This window comes from Pantoea sp. GM_Pan_4 (genome assembly GCF_026541005.1).
GTDB lineage: Bacteria > Pseudomonadota > Gammaproteobacteria > Enterobacterales > Enterobacteriaceae > Pantoea > Pantoea dispersa.
The window spans coordinates 12,769-28,411 of the sequence record NZ_JALNUZ010000005.1; the positions used below are offsets into that span (position 1 = coordinate 12,769).

At 59.3% G+C, this 15,643-nt stretch carries 11 protein-coding genes; 8 read left to right on the forward strand and 3 right to left on the reverse strand.

Annotation, left to right across the window (positions count from 1 at the left end; translation table 11 throughout):
* Window positions 1-8: 8 nt before the first annotated feature.
* Together msrQ and msrP are read right to left on the reverse strand one after the other, a co-directional pair.
* Window positions 9-611, reverse strand: a complete 603-nt coding sequence (gene msrQ, locus OXR61_RS12740; RefSeq protein ID WP_021508155.1) for a protein-methionine-sulfoxide reductase heme-binding subunit MsrQ — start codon at window positions 609-611, stop codon at window positions 9-11.
* Complete coding sequence (gene msrP / locus OXR61_RS12745; protein ID WP_021508154.1) at window positions 612-1,616, reverse strand: protein-methionine-sulfoxide reductase catalytic subunit MsrP; 1,005 nt, start codon at window positions 1,614-1,616, stop codon at window positions 612-614.
* A 305-nt stretch (window positions 1,617-1,921) separates the two neighbouring features.
* Between msrP and csrD the strand changes: the two genes are divergently transcribed.
* The 8 genes from csrD to tldD all read left to right on the forward strand — a co-directional run bounded on the left by csrD (window position 1,922) and on the right by tldD (window position 14,448).
* On the forward strand, window positions 1,922-3,868 hold the full coding sequence (gene csrD / locus OXR61_RS12750; protein WP_058759881.1) for an RNase E specificity factor CsrD: 1,947 nt from the start codon (window positions 1,922-1,924) through the stop codon (window positions 3,866-3,868).
* Between the two features lie 311 nt (window positions 3,869-4,179).
* Complete coding sequence (gene mreB, locus OXR61_RS12755; RefSeq protein WP_003855260.1) at window positions 4,180-5,223, forward strand: rod shape-determining protein MreB; 1,044 nt, start codon at window positions 4,180-4,182, stop codon at window positions 5,221-5,223.
* 268 nt (window positions 5,224-5,491) lie between these two features.
* A complete protein-coding gene (gene mreC / locus OXR61_RS12760; RefSeq protein ID WP_021508152.1) occupies window positions 5,492-6,526 on the forward strand; it encodes a rod shape-determining protein MreC in 1,035 nt (344 codons plus the stop codon).
* Complete coding sequence (gene mreD / locus OXR61_RS12765; protein WP_031279826.1) at window positions 6,523-7,011, forward strand: rod shape-determining protein MreD; 489 nt, start codon at window positions 6,523-6,525, stop codon at window positions 7,009-7,011. Before mreC ends, mreD begins: the two co-directional genes overlap by 4 nt.
* An 8-nt stretch (window positions 7,012-7,019) precedes the next feature.
* Window positions 7,020-7,613, forward strand: a complete 594-nt coding sequence (locus OXR61_RS12770) for a Maf family protein (protein WP_021508150.1) — start codon at window positions 7,020-7,022, stop codon at window positions 7,611-7,613.
* On the forward strand, window positions 7,603-9,072 hold the full coding sequence (gene rng / locus OXR61_RS12775; RefSeq protein ID WP_021508149.1) for a ribonuclease G: 1,470 nt from the start codon (window positions 7,603-7,605) through the stop codon (window positions 9,070-9,072). The genes OXR61_RS12770 and rng overlap by 11 nt, the downstream gene beginning before the upstream one ends.
* Window positions 9,073-9,119: 47 nt before the next feature.
* Window positions 9,120-12,938 carry an AsmA2 domain-containing protein YhdP gene (yhdP, locus tag OXR61_RS12780; protein WP_031279825.1) on the forward strand — a complete coding sequence of 1,273 codons (3,819 nt, stop codon included), beginning with the start codon at window positions 9,120-9,122 and terminating at the stop codon, window positions 12,936-12,938.
* Window positions 12,939-13,002: 64 nt separating this feature from the next.
* Entirely contained in the window at window positions 13,003-14,448 is a 1,446-nt protein-coding gene (tldD, locus tag OXR61_RS12785; RefSeq protein WP_021508147.1) for a metalloprotease TldD, read from the forward strand.
* Window positions 14,449-14,598: 150 nt separating this feature from the next.
* On the opposite strand, the gene aaeR is transcribed toward tldD, so the two are convergent.
* Window positions 14,599-15,516 carry an HTH-type transcriptional activator AaeR gene (gene aaeR / locus OXR61_RS12790; RefSeq protein WP_031279824.1) on the reverse strand — a complete coding sequence of 306 codons (918 nt, stop codon included), beginning with the start codon at window positions 15,514-15,516 and terminating at the stop codon, window positions 14,599-14,601.
* Window positions 15,517-15,643 lie beyond the last annotated feature (127 nt).

Consider the following 15,643-nt stretch of genomic DNA (forward strand, 5'->3'; position numbering starts at 1 on the left):
TGCGGGAATTATCGGCGCAGAAGTTTACGCAACTTATTGTAACGCCAGCCTAACAGCGCCAGCGCCAGTAGCGCATAAATCCACGGCTGCGGTGACAGCACTTTCACTGACCAAAGATAGTGGACAGGCGCGAGGATCGCGACCAGATAGATGCCGTTGTGTAGCGTTTGCCAGCGGCGTCCCAGTTTGCGTTGGGCGCGCTGAAAAGAGGTGATGGCGAGAGCAAACAGAATAATCCAGCTGATCATGCCCAGTAACAAATAGGGGCGCGAGACAATCTCACTGCCGAGTAATCGCAGATGATCGTAACCCAGTTCCAGCAGATAGTAGCTGGTGAGATGCAGACAGGCCCAGGCAAAGCACCACAGGCCGAGCAGCCGGCGGGTACGAATCAGCAGCGGCTGCTTCAGATAACGCGTCAGCGGGCTCACCAGCAGCGTCGCCAGCAGCAGCTTCAGCGCCATGCGGCCGGTAAAATGCTGGATATCTTTCGCCGGATCGGCGCTCAGCCAGCCCTGATTTGCCGCCAGAAACAGGTACACCAGCGGCAGAAACGCCGCCAGATGCAGCACCACTTTCAGCAGCGTAACGTGGCGTAATGTCAGGCGCACTCAGTAGTTCTCCCGTAAATCGAGACCGCGATACAGCGAGGCCACCTCTTTAGCATAACCGTTGAACAGCAGCGTCGGCTGGCGTTCCACCTTGAGAATGCCGCCCGCACCGATAAAGCGCTCAGTCGCCTGCGACCAGCGCGGGTGGTTGACGTGCGGATTCACGTTAGCGTAGAAGCCATACTCATTAGCGGCGATCTGGCTCCAGGTGGTAGGCGGACGATCGTGCGTCAGGGTAATTTTGACGATCGACTTAATCCCTTTAAAGCCATATTTCCACGGCACCGTCAGGCGAATCGGCGCGCCGTTTTGCGGCGGCAGCGCTTTGCCGTAAACGCCGGTGCTGAGCAGCGTCAGCGGATGCATCGCTTCGTCCAGCCGCAAGCCTTCAACATAGGGATAATCCAGCCCGCCGCCGATAAAGCGGTCCTTTTGTCCCGGCATCTGATCGGGCGCGTATAGCGTCTGGAAGGCGACATAGCGGGCATTGCTGGTGGGTTCAGCCAGCTTCAGCAGCTTGTTGAGTTCAAAGCCTACCCAGGGAATCACCATCGACCAGGCTTCAACGCAGCGCATGCGATAGATACGCTGCTCCATGGCGAAGCGTTTGAAGATGTCGTCCATATCCAGCGTCATCGGCTTCGCCACTTCGCCCTCAATGCGCAATTGCCACGGGTCAGTTTTCAGCGTGCCGGCATTGGCGGCAGGATCGGCTTTGTCGAGACCAAATTCGTAGAAGTTGTTGTAGCCAGCGACTTTATCAAACGGTGTCAGCGGCAGGTCCGCCTGCCACTGGGCCGGTTTACTGAACTGCAGATCGCGTCCGGCAGGCGCCGGCGGCCTGTCATTGCCCTTAAACCAGCTCAGCACATCGGCCTGTGCGCCGCCGGGCAGACTGGCCGCGGCAGCGCCAAGCCCCAGCGCTTTCAGCACCTGGCGGCGGCGCAGATTAAAAATGCTTTCCGGCGTAACATCGGCTTCGGTAAGGATGTGCGTGCGCTTCATGGCGTTCTCCGGCAAATCGATTAACTGCAGCTAGCATGATCAAACGCTGCCCGGCGCGCCACTTTCGCTGGCAAAATGTGAAATTTCCTGGCCGGTGCGTTCTGTTGAGAATAGGACGAAAAAGCCGCCCCGGAAGCCAGCGCTTCACACTTTGACGTTATACTCGCGCCGCAGGATGGCGAAACCGGCGCCGGGCGGGCGCTGATTTGGATCGGTAATTGTGATAATTTGCTCAGGTTTGCACCAGCGCGGCTGGCGCGAACCGTGGGCTGGCGTTCATAAACCGCAGTGATACAGGCACAGGGATGCGATTAACAACCAAGTTTTCTGCGTTTATTACCTTATTAAGCTTACTGGCGATGTTACTGATGCTGGTAGGCTGCGCTTTTAGTTTTATCTGGCTGTCGCAGCAGCGCGTAGAGAACCGTGTGCAGACGCTGGCGACGGAAGTCGATAAAGCGCTGGCCAGCCAGTCACCGCAGGAACTGACGCAGTGGCTGACGCGCCTGATGCCCGTCATCAATGCCGAACAGCTGGAACTGCATCACGATGATACCGTGCTGTTCCGCCTCGCGCGTCATGAAAATCCGATGCTGGAAGACGAGCCCAACCGTTTCATTCAACTGGATGTGCCGCTGGTGCACGCGCCGGGCATGGCGCTGCGCGTGGTGGTGCTCGATCCCGCCAAAACCTGGTTCCGCTCGTTCACCGGTGCCTACACGCTGATTATCCTGCTGACGGTGGTGGCGATCATGTCGGCACTGCTGGTGATGACGCACCGCTGGCTTAACCGCCGCTGGCAGCATATGGAGCGGCTGGAGGCGCGCGCGGAGCGCATTCTGGCCGGCGAGCGCGCGCCACGCAGCGATACCATCGCCGAATGGCCGCCGAAAGCCAGCCGCGCTATCGATCTGCTGCTGGGGGATTTACAGGAAGCCGGCGAGCAGCGTCTGCGTATCGACACCTTAATCCGCACCTTTGCCGCGCAGGATTCGCGTACCGGCCTGAATAATCGCCTGTTTTTCGATAACCAGCTGGCCACGTTGCTGGAAGACCAGGAAGACGTTGGTACGCACGGTGTGGTGATGATGGTGCGGCTGCCGGACCTCGATACCCTGCATGAAACCCTCGGACCGACGCTGGTCGATGAATACCTGTTCGACCTGGTAAACATGCTCTCCACCTTCGTGCTGCGCTATCCGGGTGCGCTGCTGGCGCGCTATTTCCGCAGCGACTTTGCCGTACTGCTGCCGCACCGCACTTTGAAAGAGGCCAACAGCATTGCCGACCAGCTGATCAACGCGGTGGATTCGCTGCCGCCGATGCGCATGGTGGATCGCGATGATCTGATCCACATTGGCATCAGCGCCTGGCGCAGCGGCGAGTCGGTGTCGCAGGTGATGGAGAATGTCGAACTGGCCACGCGGCGGGCGGCGCTGCAGGGCGGCAACAACTGGTCGGTGGGCGAGGGCAATACGCTGGAGATGGGGCGCGGCAGCGTGCGCTGGCGCACCCTGCTGGAAAACACCGTGAACCGCGGCGGCCCGCGTCTGTACCAGAAACCGGCGGTGCTGCTGGACGGCAAAGTGCATCACCGTGAAATGCTGGCGCGCGTGTTCGACGGCGATAAAGAGGTGGTGTCGGCAGAATTCATGCCGCTGGTGCTGCAGCTTGGCATGGCCGACAGCTGGGATCGCCAGCTGGTCATGCGTATTGCGGCGCTGTCGGAGGTCTGGCCGGATGAAACGCTGGCGCTGCCGGTGAATATCGATTCGCTGCTGCAACGGCCGTTCCAGCGCTGGCTGCAAAAATTGCTGCTGCAGTGCAGTAAATCGCAAAGAAAACGATTTTTATTTGAACTTGCTGAGGCGGATGTTTGTCAACACATCAATCGTTTAGTGCCGGTTTTCCGTATGCTGACCGCGTTTGGCTGTCGGATTGCGGTAGATCAGGCCGGATTAACGGTGGTGAGTAGCGCTTACATCAAGCAGTTCCCGATTGAGCTGATCAAGCTCGACCCGGGTCTGATTCGCAACATTGAGCGCCGTACAGAAAATCAGCTGTTCGTGCAAAGTTTGCTGGAAGTGTGTAAATCCACGCCCACCAAAGTCTTTGCCGCCGGTGTACGCACGCGCGCGGAGTGGCAAACGCTGGCCGGGCTGGGCGTCGCGGGCGGCCAGGGCGACTTTTTTGCTCCTTCGCTGCCGGTGAACAGTAACGTGAAGAAACACTCGCAACGTTACCGGATTTAGCGCGTCAGCCACAGATACGGCAGCAGGCGGCTATTTTTCGCCTTTATGCCGTGCGCAGCCGGCGCGATCGGCGGCGGGAAATGTTAGATTTTATGTCGGAATTCACCCGCGACCGGCGGGTGAATTTGCGTTTAGAGCGGCAGCTTAGCGCCGTTTAACGCCGGTGTCGGACGGCAGCACCGCCGCGAAAAATTATTCAGCCTGGTTTTTCACCGAAGCAGAACGTTTTTGCGCCTTGTAGCGGCTTCGCGTGGTTGGTAAAGTAGGCGGATTTTATTTTCCGCCCCCAGCTTGCAGGATTATCCCTTAGTATGTTTAAAAAATTTCGTGGCATGTTTTCCAATGACTTGTCCATTGACCTGGGTACCGCGAATACCCTGATTTACGTAAAAGGACAAGGCATCGTGCTGAACGAGCCTTCTGTGGTTGCCATTCGTCAGGATCGCGCCGGCTCCCCAAAGAGCGTAGCGGCTGTTGGTCATGATGCAAAGCAGATGCTTGGCCGTACGCCGGGTAACATCGCAGCTATCCGTCCGATGAAAGATGGCGTTATCGCCGACTTCTTCGTGACTGAAAAAATGCTCCAGCACTTCATCAAGCAAGTGCACAGCAACAGCTTTATGCGCCCCAGCCCACGCGTGCTGGTGTGCGTGCCGGTCGGTGCGACCCAGGTTGAGCGCCGTGCCATCCGCGAATCGGCGCAGGGCGCCGGTGCCCGTGAAGTGTTCCTGATTGAAGAACCCATGGCCGCGGCAATCGGCGCGGGTCTGCCAGTGTCAGAAGCGACCGGCTCGATGGTGGTGGATATCGGTGGCGGTACGACCGAAGTCGCGGTTATCTCCCTGAACGGCGTGGTTTACTCTTCTTCTGTGCGTATTGGTGGCGATCGCTTTGATGAAGCTATCATTAACTACGTGCGCCGTAATTACGGCTCGCTGATTGGTGAAGCCACCGCTGAGCGTATCAAGCATGAGATCGGTTCTGCTTATCCGGGTGACGAAGTGCGCGAGATCGAAGTGCGCGGCCGTAACCTGGCTGAGGGCGTGCCGCGTGGCTTTACGCTGAACTCGAATGAAATCCTGGAAGCGCTGCAGGAGCCACTGACCGGTATCGTCAGTGCCGTGATGGTCGCGCTGGAGCAGTGCCCGCCGGAGCTGGCGTCTGACATCTCCGAGCGCGGTATGGTGCTGACCGGTGGCGGTGCGCTGCTGCGTAACCTGGATCGTCTGCTGATGGAAGAGACCGGTATTCCGGTGGTAGTCGCAGAAGATCCGCTGACCTGCGTAGCGCGCGGCGGCGGTAAAGCACTGGAAATGATCGACATGCATGGCGGCGATTTGTTCAGCGAGGAGTAATTCCTCTCCGGCTGAGACCGTGGTCAAATTGCGCAGGGAATAGCGACGATACCCAAAATCAGCACAACGGCAGGACGATGGCCATCGCATGCCGCACGGCAGCCTCAGCAGCAGGCACCGGGCAGCAGCGGCACAACGTCGTCACTGCGGTTTGCAGGATGCGGGGTAACTGGCGACGCTGCGCACGACGGCGTATAGCGTCCAGCCCTGGAGGCGTGAGTGCTGACACTCACGCTTCTTCCCTGATGTCGAGGAATTCGCAGAATTTATGAAGCCGATTTTTAGCAGGGGACCTTCCCTGCAGTTGCGCCTGTTTCTGGCCGTGATTGTGGCTATCGCGATTATTGTCGCCGATAGCCGGATCAGCACGTTCTCCCAGATCCGCAACTACCTGGACACGTCGGTCAGTCCATTTTACTTCCTGGCCAACGGGCCACGACAGCTTCTTGACGGCGTTTCCGAAACGCTGGCCTCGCGCCAGCAGCTGGAGCTGGAAAACAAAGCGCTGCGCCGTGAGCTCTTCCTGAAAAACAGTGACCTGCTGATGCTGGGGCAATACAAGCAGGAAAACGCGCGTCTGCGCGAGCTGCTCGGCTCGCCGCTGCGTCAGGATGAGCACAAAATGGTGACCCAGGTGATCTCCACCGGCACCGATCCTTACACCGATCAGGTGATCATCGATAAAGGCAGCGTCAACGGCGTGTATGAAGGCCAGCCGGTGATCAGCGATAAAGGCGTGGTCGGCCAGGTGGTGGCGGTAGGGCAGATGACCAGCCGCGTGCTGCTGATTTGCGATGCCTCGCACGCCCTGCCGATTCAGGTGCTGCGTAACGATATTCGCGTCATCGCCGCCGGTAACGGCTGCAGCGAAGATCTGCAACTGGAGCATCTGCCGGGCAATACGGATATTCGCGTCGGTGATGTGCTGGTGACGTCGGGCCTGGGCGGACGCTTCCCGGAAGGGTATCCGGTCGGCGTGGTGTCGTCAGTGAAAGTGGATACGCAGCGTGCTTATACCGTGATTCAGGCGCGTCCGACCGCCGGTCTGCAGCGTCTGCGCTACCTGCTACTGCTGTGGGGTGCGGATAAGAACGGCGACATGCCGATGGCACCGGACGAAGTGCATCGCGTGGCCAACGAACGCCTGATGCAGATGATGCCGCAGGTGCTGCCGCCCGCGGGCGAAATGGGGCCGCCGGCACCCGCCATGATGCAGCAAAATCAGCAGATGGGGCCGCCACAGCCCGCCGCCAGCAGCCGTTCGCAGGGTAATCCGGCGAACTCGCGCGGAGGCCAGCCTTGAGTCGATATCGCAGCCAGGGGCGTTGGGTGATCTGGCTGTCCTTCCTTGTTGCGCTTATCCTGCAAATCATGCCGTGGCCGGATCAGATTTACATGTTCCGGCCATCGTGGCTATTGCTGATCCTGATCTACTGGGTGCTGGCGCTGCCGCACCGGGTCAATGTGGGTACCGGCTTTTTCCTCGGCGCTATTATGGATCTGGTCGCCGGCTCAACGCTGGGCGTGCGTGCGCTGGCGTTCAGCATTATCGCCTATCTGGTGGCCTTTAAATTTCAGCTATTCCGCAATCTGGCGTTGTGGCAGCAGGCATTAATGGTTATGGTGCTGTCGCTGGCGGTTGATGTGATTGTTTTCTGGGCAGAATTTCTGGTCATCAACGTCTCCTTCCGCCCGGAAATCTTCTGGAGTAGCGTGGTCGACGGTATCCTGTGGCCCTGGCTATTCTTACTGATGAGAAAGATTCGCCGTCAGTTTGCTGTGCAATAAGGAATACAATGATAACCCTCTACCTGGCTTCCGGCTCACCGCGTCGGCGCGAGCTGTTAACGCAGCTTGGCCTGCAGTTTGAGCGCCTGATTACCGATGTTGAAGAGCAGCGTCAGCCGGGCGAAGCGGCGGAGTCTTATGTGCGGCGTCTGGCCAGCGATAAGGCGCGGGCCGGCGTGCGGATAGCACCGCAGGATCTGCCGGTGCTGGGCGCTGACACCATCGTGGTGCTGAATGGCGAAGTGCTGGAGAAACCGCGCGATGCGGCGCATGCCGCGCAGATGCTGGGTAAACTGGCCGGGCAAACCCATCAGGTCATGACGGCCGTGGCGCTGGCCGATGCGCAGGGCGAGCTGGATTGCCTGGTGACCACAGACGTGACATTCCGCACTATCACGGCAGAGGAAATTTCGCACTATATCGCCAGCGGCGAGCCGATGGATAAAGCCGGCGCGTACGGAATTCAGGGCCTGGGCGGCAACTTTGTGCGCCGCATCAATGGAAGTTATCACGCCGTAGTGGGATTGCCGCTGGTGGAAACCAGCGAACTGCTGAGCCATTTTCAGTCGCTGCGTGCGTTAAGGGGACAAGATGACGGCTGAACTGCTGGTAAATGTGACACCTTCTGAAACCCGTGTTGCCTATATTGACGGCGGCATTCTGCAGGAAATCCATATTGAGCGCGAAGCGCGGCGCGGTATTGTCGGCAATATCTACAAAGGGCGCGTCAGCCGGGTACTGCCGGGCATGCAGGCGGCATTTGTCGATATCGGGATGGACAAAGCGGCCTTTCTGCACGCCTCGGACATCATGCCGCACACCGAATGCGTGGCGGGTGATGAGAAGAAGAACTTTATCGTGCGCGATATCGCCGAGCTGGTGCGTCAGGGACAGGATTTAATGGTGCAGGTGGTGAAAGATCCGCTCGGCACCAAAGGCGCCCGCCTCACCACCGATATTACGCTGCCGTCGCGCTACCTGGTCTTTATGCCGGGGGCTTCACACGTGGGCGTCTCACAGCGCATTGAAAGCGAAGCCGAACGTGAGCGGCTGAAAGCGGTGGTTGCCGCTTACTGTGACGATCTCGGCGGCTTTATTATTCGTACCGCCGCAGAAGGCATTGGCGCAGAAGAGCTGGCGCAGGACGCGGCATTTTTAAAGCGCCTGTGGACCAAAGTCAGCGAGCGTAAGAAGCGCAACCAGACGCGCTGCCTGCTGTACGGCGAGCTGGCGCTGGCGCAGCGCGTGCTGCGCGATTTCGCCGGCGCAGCGCTGGATCGCATCCGCGTCGATTCGCGCCTGACCTGCGATCTGCTGGTGGAATTTACCAGCGAATATATTCCGGAGATGGCCAGCAAGCTGGAGCTGTACAACGGCAAGCAGCCGATTTTCGATCTCTATGACGTGGAGAACGAGATTCAGCGTTCGCTCGAGCGCAAGGTGGAACTGAAATCTGGCGGTTACCTGATTATCGACCAGACCGAAGCGATGACCACGGTGGACATTAACACCGGTGCGTTTGTCGGCCACCGCAACCTCGACGAAACCATTTTTAATACTAATATCGAAGCCACGCAGGCGATTGCGCGCCAGCTGCGGCTGCGTAATCTCGGCGGCATTATCATCATCGACTTTATCGACATGAATAATGACGATCATCGCCGGCGCGTGCTGCACTCGCTGGAGAGCGCGCTGAGCAAAGATCGCGTCAAAACCAGCATCAACGGCTTCTCCGCGCTGGGGCTGGTCGAGATGACGCGCAAACGCACGCGCGAAAGCATTGAGCATGTGCTGTGTGCCGATTGCCCGGTGTGCCAGGGACGTGGTTCGCTGAAGACGGTGGAGACCGTGTGCTATGAAATCATGCGTGAAATCGTCCGTGTCCATCACGCTTACGACTCCGACAGCTTCCTGGTGTACGTGTCGCCCGCAGTGGGTGAAGCGCTGAAAAGCGATGAGTCGCACGCGCTGGCCGAAGTGGAAATTTTTGTCGGCAAGCAGGTCAAAGTACAGGTTGAACCGCTCTACACGCAGGAGCAGTTTGACGTCGTCATGATGTAAGTCGTGAGGTTGAACGCCGTAACCCAACGGAAAGCAAGGAGAGGTGTGTGAGGCGGTTGCCGGGGATTTTGTTACTGCTGCTCGCCGCAATCATCGTCATTGTGGCGCTGCTGGTCAGCGGGCTGCGCCTTGTGATGCCGCATCTCAACAGCTATCGCGGCGAGGTGCTGCATACCCTTTCGCGCGTCAGCGGCGTCACCATCGATGCCAGTGAAGTTCAGGGAAAATGGGAGAATTTTGGCCCGACCCTGCAGGTACGCGATCTGCGTATCGACATGGAAAAAGATGGCGAGCTGCAGATTGGCCGCGTTACGCTGGCGCTCAATGTGTGGCAGTCGCTGCTGCACTGGCGCTGGCAGTTCCGCGATCTCACCTTCTGGCAGCTGCGGCTGGCAACCAACCGTCCGTTGCTCACCAGCGACGAGCAAAAAAACAGCTTCAAACCGGCCCAAATCAACGATCTGTTCTTACGCCAGTTTGACCATTTCGATCTGCGCGACAGCAGCATCCGTTTTCTCACGCCTTCCGGCCAGCATGCCGAACTGGCGATTCCCCGCCTTACCTGGCTGAACGAGGACAACCGCCATCGCGCCGAAGGCGAAGTGAGCCTGTCCAGCTTCACCGGCCAGCACGGCGTGGTGCAGGTACGGCTCGATCTTAACGATACTAACGGCTTACTCAACGACGGCCGCATCTGGATGCAGGCCGATGATGTGGACGTGCGCCCGTGGATTGGCCGCTGGCTGCGTGATAATACCAGCCTGCAAAGCGCGCGTTTCAGCCTGGCCGCGTGGGTCAACCTGCGCGACGGCGAAGTGTACGCGGGCGATCTGCTGCTGAGCAAAGGCGGCGCACGCTGGCGCGGCGAGCAGGGCGATCATCAGCTGCAGGTGGATGGCCTGACCGCGCATCTGGCGCGCTACCAGAATGGCTGGAGCCTGACGGTGCCGCAAACCCGGCTGATGACTGACGGCGTGGCCTGGGATGCCGGCCATATCGCCCTGCTGTGGAAGCCGGAAGATAAACAGATGATCGGCGCGAACAGTGCAGCAGAAGTGCGGGTGCGTGCCACCCGGCTCGATCTGCAGCGTCTGGCACCGCTGGTGCCGCTGTTTGCGCCGCTCTCGCCCACGCTGCTGGACAACTGGCGGGCGCTGCAGCCGCGCGGCTATATCGACGCGCTGGCGCTGGATATTCCGCTGGCGCAGCCGGAGCAGACGCGTTTGCAGGCGCGCTGGCGCGATCTGGCGTGGCAGCACTGGCAGCTTTTGCCGGGCATCAGCAATCTGAGCGGCAGCGCCAGCGGCAGTCTGAACCACGGCCAGCTGGATGTGCAGATGGGCCAGGCCGAAGTGCCGTACGGCGATATGTTCCAGGCGCCGTTACAGATTCAGCAGGTCACCGGCAGGATTAACTGGCTGCGCGATGGCAACGGCCTGACGCTGGATGGCCAGCAGCTGGACGTGCAGGCACGTTCGCTATGGGCGCGCGGCGATTTCCGCTATCAGCAAAATGTCGGTAAAGCGCCGCGCCTCGACATTCTTGCCGGGATTCGCGTCACCGACGCCGGTGATGCCTGGCGCTACTTCCCCGAGCCGCTGATGGGCCACGATCTGACGCAGTATCTCAGCGAAGCGGTCAAAGGCGGCCAGGTGGAGAATGCCACGCTGCTGTTTGCCGGGGATCCGCGTCTGTTCCCGTTTAAGCACCACGACGGCATGTTTGAAGTGGCCGTGCCGGTGCGCAATGCTACCTTCCAGTTCCAGCCGGGCTGGCCGGCGCTGCAAAACCTCGATATCGACCTCGATTTTATTAACGATGGTCTGTGGATGAAGGCGGCGCAAACCCGGCTGGGTGCGGTGGACGCGCGCAACGTCAGTGCGGTAATCCCGGATTACCTGAAAGAGAAGCTGATCATTGACGGTGATTTGAGCGGCGAAGGTAAAGATATCGCCGACTATTTCGCCCGCACGCCGCTCAAATCCACGCTGGGTGCGGCGCTGGAGCAGCTGCAGATTGGCGGCAACGTGCGTGGTTCGCTCAACCTGGATATTCCGCTGGATGGGGAACTGGTGCACGCCAGCGGTAACGTGGTGCTGAATAACAACAGCCTGCACATTAAGCCGCTCAACACCACGCTGAAAAACCTGACCGGACGTTTCCGCTACAACAACGGAAACCTGGAGAGTGAAGAGCTGCAGGCCAACTGGTTCGGTCAGCCCACCGGCGTGCGTTTCACCACCACGGAAAATCCCGATGATTTTGGCGTTAACGTCAAACTGCTGGGCGACTGGCAGCCGGCAAAACTGGCCATGCTGCCTGCCAGTGTAAGCAGTAAGCTGGGCGGCAGTCTGGCGTGGCAGGGCAATGTCGACATCACGCTGCCGCATCAGGGTGGGGCGCGCTACAAGGTTGATATCAATGGTGACGGCAAGACAGTGAGCAGTCACTTACCTCCACCACTGGATAAAGAGGCCGGTGAGGCACTGCCCATCGCCATTAATGCCAGCGGCGATTTGCACAGTTTTAACCTCAGCGGCAGCGTGCGTGAGCACCATCGCTTTAATAGCCGCTGGCTGCTGGAGCCGCAGCTGCGCGTCGATCGCGGTATCTGGCTGAATGATGCCAAAAGCACGCCGGTGCTACCGGATCGGCGCGGGATGGTACTCAATCTGCCGGCGCTGGACGGCGAAGCCTGGCTGGGGCTGATGACCGGCGCGACGGGTTCACGCAATGCGCAGGGCGAGACGGACATCGGCGGCGCATTGCTGCCGGGCGATGTGACGTTGCGCACCCCGGCCCTGACGCTCGGCGGCCAGCAGTGGCACGATGTTAATGCCACGGTGACCCAGGGCGCGGGCGGCAGCACGCAGCTGCAGCTGGAGAGCCGCGAAGCGCGCGGCAGCCTGCGAACCGCACAACACGCGCCGTGGCAAATCGACCTGAGCTATCTTTATTACAATCCGCAATGGAGTGACGGTGAAGCGGGCAAGGCCTCCTCGCCGTTCAGCGGTGACAGCGGCATTGATTTCCGCAGCTGGCCAGCGCTGCAGCTCAACTGCGCTGAGTGCTGGCTGCGCGGCCAGAAGTTCGGCCACATCCAGGCCAGGCTCCAGCCGCAGGGAGAGACGTTAGCACTCACTAACGGCAGCGTCGATACCGGCAGCTCGAAGCTCAATGTCGCGGGTGAATGGGTGAACAAAGCGGGCGAGCAGCGCACCTCGTTAAAAGGCAGCCTGAGCGGCAAAAATATCAATGATGCCACCAACTGGTTTGGCATGAACACGCCGCTGCGCGATGCGCCGTTTAAAATTGATTATGACCTGCACTGGCGCTCCGCACCGTGGCAGCCTTCAGAAAAGACGCTGAGCGGCACGCTGAAAACCCACTTCGGCAAAGGGCAGATTGCGGATGTGAACACCGGTCGTGCCGGACAGTTGTTGCGGCTGGTGAGCTTCGATGCCCTGCTGCGTAAGCTGCGCTTCGATTTTAGCGATACCTTTAATGAAGGTTTCTGGTTTGATTCGATTAACGGCACGGCGTGGATTGAAAACGGCGTGATGCGCACCGATAACCTGCTGGTGGATGGCCTCGAAGCGGATATCGCCATGCAGGGCAAAATAGATCTTGTGCAGCGGCAAATCGACATGGAAGCGGTGGTGGCACCGGAGATCGGTGCCTCGGTTGGCGTGGCCACCGCGTTTGTGATTAACCCGGTGGTCGGCGCGGCGGTTTTTGCCGCCAGCAAGGTGCTGGCACCGTTGTGGAATAAGATTTCGCTGCTGCGCTATCACATCAGCGGACCGCTGGATAAGCCGGAAATCAATGAAGTGCTGCGCAAACCGCGCGAAGCCGATAAGAAGTGAATTTGACGCCGTCGGGGAATTGCCGCAGGCTATGACTATCCGAGCACATAATGAGTGAGAAACGATGACTCTGAATCTGGTAAGTGAGCAGTTACTAGCTGCGAACAGCATTAATCAGCAGGACCTTTTTTCCCTGTTAGGGCAGCTTTCAGAACGTCGTCTGGACTATGCCGATCTCTATTTTCAGTCCAGCTTCCATGAATCCTGGGTGCTGGAAGACAAAATCATTAAAGATGGCTCTTATCACATCGATCAGGGCGTGGGCGTCCGCGCGGTAAGCGGCGAGAAAACCGGTTTTGCCTATGCCGATCAAATCAGCCTCAACGCCCTGCGCCAATCGTCCGAAGCGGCGCGCAGTATTGTGCGCGAGCAGGGCAACGGTAAAGCGCACGCGCTCTCCGCGGTGCTTAACCGTTCGCTGTACGCACCAGTCAATCCGCTGGACAGCCTGACGCGCGAAGACAAAATCGCGCTGCTGCACCGGGTTGATAAAGTGGCACGCGCTGCTGATCCGCGCGTGCAGGAAGTGAATGCCAGCCTGAGCGGCGTCTACGAGCAGGTGCTGGTCGCCGCCACCGACGGTACGCTGGCGGCGGATATTCGCCCGCTGGTGCGCCTGTCCATTAGCGTTCAGGTGGAAGATCAGGGTAAACGCGAGCGCGGCGCCAGCGGCGGCGGTGCGCGTACCGGCTACGAATTTTTCCTCGCCGATGAGAGCGGCGACGTACGGGCCGATGTCTGGGCGCGCGAAGCGGTGCGCATGGCGCTGGTTAACCTGTCCGCCGTCGCGGCGCCAGCCGGTACGCTGCCGGTGGTGCTGGGTGCGGGCTGGCCAGGCGTGCTGCTGCACGAAGCGGTGGGCCACGGTCTGGAAGGGGATTTCAACCGCCGCGAGACTTCCGTCTTCAGCGGTAAGATGGGCCAGCTGGTGGCGTCCGAACTCTGCACCGTGGTTGACGACGGTACCCTGCAGGGGCTGCGTGGTTCGCTGGCGGTGGATGATGAAGGCGTGCCGGGACAGTACAACGTGCTGATCGAGAACGGCGTGCTGAAAGGCTATATGCAGGACAAGCTCAATGCGCGTCTGATGGGCGTGCCGCCTACTGGTAACGGTCGTCGTGAATCCTATGCGCACCTGCCGATGCCGCGCATGACCAACACCTATATGCTGGCGGGCAAATCGACGCCGCAGGAGATCATTGAGAGTGTGGAGTATGGTCTGTATGCCCCTAACTTTGGCGGCGGCCAGGTCGATATCACCTCCGGCAAGTTTGTGTTCTCGACCTCCGAGGCTTATCTGATCGAGAACGGCAAAGTCACCAAACCGGTGAAAGGCGCGACGCTGATCGGCTCCGGCATTGAGGCGATGCAGCAGATTTCCATGGTCGGTAACGATCTGGCGCTGGATAAGGGCGTCGGCGTGTGCGGTAAAGAGGGCCAGAGCGTGCCGGTCGGCGTAGGTCAGCCCACGCTGAAGCTGGATAAAATTACCGTGGGCGGAACGGCTTAAGGTTCATGCTGGTGCGCATCAGTGCGCACCCTGTCAAAACCGCGCCACTCTCCCTGCAGGGTCACCCTTCGTGGTGACCTGGCATGTATAACTGAACTGCACTTCCCCGTCTGCGTCCTCAAGGCCGGCAATACCCGCGCGCCACCCTGGCTAACTTTTGCGGTGCTGCTGATACTGCCTCGCCACCTGCCTGAAATACTCGGTCAGATAATTGATACACACCTGCACCTTGAGCGGCAGCTTATCCTTCTCGGTATAAACGGCATACACCGGGCGCGGCTCCGAGTGATACTGCGGAAACAAAATATCGATCTCACCGGCGTTAATCTCATCAATCACCCACATCAGCGGCACATAGGCGATACCGCAGCCCGCTTTCAGCCAGCGAATCAGCGTCTGAGAATCATTGGTGACAAAACGCCCCTGCGGCGTCAGGCGCGTCACCTGGCCTTCCGGTGCCACCAGCTCGAAGGTATTATCCGGGCGCACGCTGTACTCCAGCCAGGAAAAGTTGTCGATTTCAGCCGGCTTTTCCGGCGTGCCGTGCTGGGCCAGGTAGCTCTTCGCCGCGCATACCACCATCGGCATGGCGCCCAGCCGGCGCGAGAACAGGTTGGAATCCTGCAGCTCACCGACGCGTATCACCACATCCAGCCCGTTAGCAATCAGGTCCGGCGCCGGTATGCCGGTCATCAGGTTGACGCTCAGTCCCGGGTATTCGTGCAGCATCTCGCTGGTCATGGCGGACAGGACATTTTGCGCCATGGTGGTTGAGCAGCCGATGCGTAAAATCCCGATCGGCGTGTTGTTGAAGGCGTACAGCTGTTCGTGCACCTGCGAGGCCTCTGCCAGCATGCGGCGGCAGCCCTGATAATAAATCTTACCGGCTTCGGTCAGGCCCAGACTGCGGGTGCTGCGGTTAAGTAGTTTCACCTGCAGCTCATCTTCCAGTCTGGCAACAATCTGGCTGATTGACGAGACGCTGAGCTGCAGCTGGCGTGCGGCGGCGGTAAATGAGCCCAATTCAACCACTTTGGCGAAAATGGACATGCCTTTGAGTCGTTCCATTGTTTACTCTGGCTAAAAAGTGATTTAGCTCACAATATGTAGAAAACGTATAGTCAAGCGCGTTACTATACGCACGCTGGGTCTCTTCACCGCACCTGAACACGGCAGTGTTTACCCGATGATACGC